Consider the following 4,216-nt stretch of genomic DNA (forward strand, 5'->3'; position numbering starts at 1 on the left):
TCGTTTGATTATTTTCATTTAGGAAACTGCGTATGGTTTTGAAAGCTGAATTGCATTGCCACATTGAAGGGGCCGCCTCGCCAGGCCTGGTCGAACGAAAGGCCGCCAAATATGGCGCCGACGTTTCGGCCTTTCTTCAAGGCGGCAAGTTTGTCTGGTACGACTTCACATCATTCCTGCGCGCCTACGATCAGGCTTCGATGCTCTTTCGGACAGAAGAGGACTATGCTGATCTTGCCGAGGACTATCTCCTCGCGCTCAGCAGTCAGGACGCGATCTATTCGGAGGTTTTCATTTCGACAGATCACGCGATCAGCGCCAGGCTCGACCCGCATGCATACATTGAAGGCCTTGCAGAAGGCATGCGCCGCGCCAAGGCGGCGACGGGTATTGAAGGCCGCATGATCGCAACCGGCCTGCGCCACAAGGGTCCGGATGCGGTGCTGGCTGCAGCGCAATACATAGTCGACAACCCGCACCCGCTGGTCACCGGTTTCGGCATGGCCGGCGATGAAAGGATGCATAACCCCAAGGACTTCACAGCCGCATTCGAGCTGGCACGCGATGCCGGCCTCGGCATTACCGTTCATGCGGGCGAATTGTCAGGCTGGGGAAGCGTCGCGAATGCGCTCGATGCGCTAAGACCTTCGCGTATCGGCCACGGTGTTCGTGCGATCGAGAATCCCGATCTCGTCAAACGCCTGATGGACGAACAAATCCTGCTCGAATGCTGCCCGGGCTCGAACATTTCGCTGGGCGTCTATGCCGATTTCCCTTCGCACCCGTTCGCGGAGCTCGCCAAGGCCGGTGTGCCGGTGACGCTTAATTCCGACGATCCGCCCTATTTTCATACGGACCTCGCTCGGGAATACGAGATCGCGACAACGTATTTCGGTTATGATGATGATATGCTCAATGAGCTGACCAAAACGGCGCTTAAGGGTGCTTTTGTCGATGAAGACACACGAACAGCACTGCTTGAACGGCTTTATCCTGACAAAACTGTGCGCGTTGCAGATGAGCTCTTTGCGGGATCGGTGTCGAGCAGTTAAGGTCACCTGAATTTAGAATAAGGGGGTATTCCCATGGGCGTGACGATCGTTTCCCATCCGCTTGTCCAGCACAAGCTTACAATCATGCGCGACAAGGATACGTCGACGGCGGGATTCCGGCGATTGCTCAAGGAAATCTCGCTCCTCCTCTGCTATGAGGTGACGCGTGATCTGCAACTCACCAACATCCGGATCCAGACACCCCTGATGGAGATGGATGCGCCGGTGATCGAGGGCAAAAAACTGGTCTTCGCCTCAATTCTGCGTGCCGGCAACGGCTTGCTCGAGGGCATGCTCGATCTGGTGCCGGCAGCGCGCGTTGCCCACATCGGCCTCTATCGCGATCATGAGACGCTGCTTCCGGTCGAGTATTACTTCAAGGCGCCGGAAGACATCGTCAATCGACTTATCATCGTCGTTGATCCAATGCTGGCGACCGCCAATTCCGCCATTGCAGCGATTCAGAAACTCAAGGATCGCGGCGCGAGCAATATACGTTTTCTGTGTCTTCTTGCTGCGCCGGAGGGCATTGAACGGTTCACCAAGGCGCATCCGGATGTTCAGGTCTTCACCGCCGCCATCGACAGTCACCTGAACGAAAAGGGCTATATCGTTCCTGGTCTCGGCGATGCCGGCGACCGCATGTACGGGACGAAGTAATCAGGCTCCAATTCGCCGCAACACGGGATTAATCGTGCGCGGCCTCCGTTCGGAGAATCCGTAAGCCGATTCGATGACACGGACTGCGGCGGCGGCATCGTCATGGCTGCGGGCATGGACCAGAGCGACCGGCTCGCCTTGCTCCATTCTTGCACCGATCGGCTGCAGAGAAGTGATACCGACCGCATGGTCGATGGGATCCTGCGGTCGTATACGCCCGCCACCCAGTGTAACAACGGCAACACCAATCGCGCGCGTATCGATCGCCGCGACATGGCCTGTCTGCGGCGATTTCACCTCGTGCGTAACCGGAGCGAGCGGCAAATGATGCCTGGCCCTTGAAACGAAATCGGCAGGCCCGCCAAGCGCTGCCACCATGCGACCGAATATTTCTGCGGCCTTGCCACTGGTCAAAGCTTCACGCGCTTTTTCCGTCGCGGCCCGGTGATTCGACATAAGCTTTGCCGAAACCAGCATCTCGGCCACGAGCGCTAGTGTGACCGCCTCAAGACGTCCATCACGCTTGTCACCAGTCAGGAAATCGACAGCGTTCTTAACTTCAACCGCATTGCCGGCGGCAAGGGCCAGCGGCTCATTCATGTCGGTAAGGAGCGCTGTGGTGGCCAGGCCGGCCCCTTGAGCAACCGCGACAATGTTCTCCGCCAATGCCACGGCATCGCGGTTTCTGGCCATGAAGGCGCCGTTGCCCGACTTCACATCCAATACAAGGGCATTGAGACCAGCCGAGAGCTTCTTCGACAGGATCGAAGCGGTAATGAGCGGGATGGATTCCACGGTCGCGGTTACATCGCGAATGGAATACAAGCGCTTATCGGCCGGCGCGAGATTGGCCGTCTGTCCGATAATGGCGCACCCTACCTGGTGCACCACTTTACGGAACAGAGCATTGTCAGGTTGGCTGCGATAGCCGGGGATCGCATCCATCTTGTCAAGCGTTCCGCCCGTATGGCCGAGCCCCCTTCCCGAGATCATCGGCACATAGGCACCGCATGCGGCAGCAATCGGCGCCAGCATCAGTGACACATTATCACCCACGCCGCCGGTTGAATGCTTGTCGACGGCGGGGCCCGGCAGATCGGACCAATCGAGAATATCGCCGGAATCGCGCATGGCGATCGTTAGTGCCACCGCTTCGTCACGTTTCATGCCCTTGAAGAACACCGCCATGGCAAAGGCTGCGACCTGGCCTTCGGTGATCGCGCCGGAACTCATGGCGTTGACGAAAGCGGTAATGTCGGCGGCGTCAAGCGTATGACCGTCGCGCTTGCGGCGGATGATTTCCTGCGGCAACAGCATCGTTTAGCCGATCTCCCGAACCAGAGTCCGGATGATTTTCTGCAGGCGTGCGCCGCCCTTTGGCGCGACATCCTTGGTCTCCTCGTGCGAAAGCTCAGCTCCGGTCATGCCTGCTCCATAATTGGTGATGACCGAGCAGGCAGCGACCCGGAGACCAAAGAAGCGCGCGAGAATGACTTCCGGAACCGTCGACATGCCGACCGCATCCGCGCCAAGCGTGCGCGCCATGCGAATTTCTGCCGGTGTTTCAAATGATGGGCCGGAGAACCACATATAAACGCCTGACGGCAGCTTTTCCCCGACTTCACCTGCCGCAATAATCAAGGCGTCCTTGAGCTTCTGGTCATAGGCCGCCGTCATGCCGACAAAGCGCTGATCTGAAGGCTCGCCGATCAGCGGATTGAGGCCGGAATAATTGATGTGATCGTCGATCAGCATCACGCTTCCAGGCTCCAGATCAGGTCTGACAGAGCCGGCGGCATTGGTGAGGATCAGCATTTCTATGCCAAGATCAGCTAATGCCGCGATGACGGGGCGCATGACCGAGGCATCGCCCTTTTCATAGTAATGTGCCCGCCCTGCCAGCATCAGAATTGGCTTGCCGGAAAGATAACCTGCGACGACCTCGCCGGCATGACCGGAAACACCGCTGTGCGGGAATCCCGGAAGGTCGGCATAGGGAATGCGGACGGCATTATCCACCGCATCCACCAGCGAACCAAGACCCGACCCAAGTACCAGCGCCACACGCGGCGCCAGGCCATCGAGCCTTTGAATAAGTGCTCCGGTCGCCGGTGCGATCATGCTGCACCTTTAGAGCGAGATGAGGTCATATGAGACCGTTCTGTTTCTCGGATGGCGAGACGTTCCACACGGAGGGTGGCGAGGCCAATATGGTTCATCGGCTGAGACCACCTGACAAAGTGTGTGTCCGCCAGCCGGAAACCCGAAGGGCCGGGTGAATTCGGGCCAAATCCATTCGGGCTTCGGCTTCGTCCGATGGAAAGACATCTGCATAGCCAAACCCCTCGACCTTGTCCACGAATTCCCTCCCGCAGAACGTTCCCGTATGATCTCATCTCGCTCTCCCGAGCGCTTCGGCCTCGAAACCATACGGGAACAGCTCCTTCAACGTCAGGGTTTCAACGATGCCGTTGTTGTTGCAGAGGTGCAGGCGTGTATCAGGC

The 4,216-nt window shown here is 58.1% G+C and carries 4 protein-coding genes; 2 read left to right on the forward strand and 2 right to left on the reverse strand.

Annotation, left to right across the window (positions count from 1 at the left end):
• Nucleotides 1-32: 32 nt before the first annotated feature.
• The gene (locus AAAC48_RS10660; RefSeq protein WP_340654147.1) at nt 33-1,052 is read left to right on the forward strand and encodes an adenosine deaminase; all 1,020 of its coding nucleotides are present in this window, start codon (nt 33-35) and stop codon (nt 1,050-1,052) included.
• A 33-nt stretch (nt 1,053-1,085) separates the two neighbouring features.
• The gene (gene upp, locus AAAC48_RS10665; RefSeq protein ID WP_100000521.1) at nt 1,086-1,712 is read left to right on the forward strand and encodes a uracil phosphoribosyltransferase; all 627 of its coding nucleotides are present in this window, start codon (nt 1,086-1,088) and stop codon (nt 1,710-1,712) included.
• On the opposite strand, the gene deoA is transcribed toward upp, so the two are convergent.
• On the reverse strand, nt 1,713-3,026 hold the full coding sequence (deoA, locus tag AAAC48_RS10670; protein WP_340654149.1) for a thymidine phosphorylase: 1,314 nt from the start codon (nt 3,024-3,026) through the stop codon (nt 1,713-1,715).
• 6 nt (nt 3,027-3,032) lie between these two features.
• Nucleotides 3,033-3,833, reverse strand: coding sequence for a purine-nucleoside phosphorylase (locus tag AAAC48_RS10675; RefSeq protein WP_340654148.1), 801 nt, complete (start codon nt 3,831-3,833; stop codon nt 3,033-3,035).
• Nucleotides 3,834-4,216 lie beyond the last annotated feature (383 nt).

Source organism: Phyllobacterium sp. (genome assembly GCF_037994405.1).
In the GTDB taxonomy this organism is placed as follows: domain Bacteria; phylum Pseudomonadota; class Alphaproteobacteria; order Rhizobiales; family Rhizobiaceae; genus Phyllobacterium.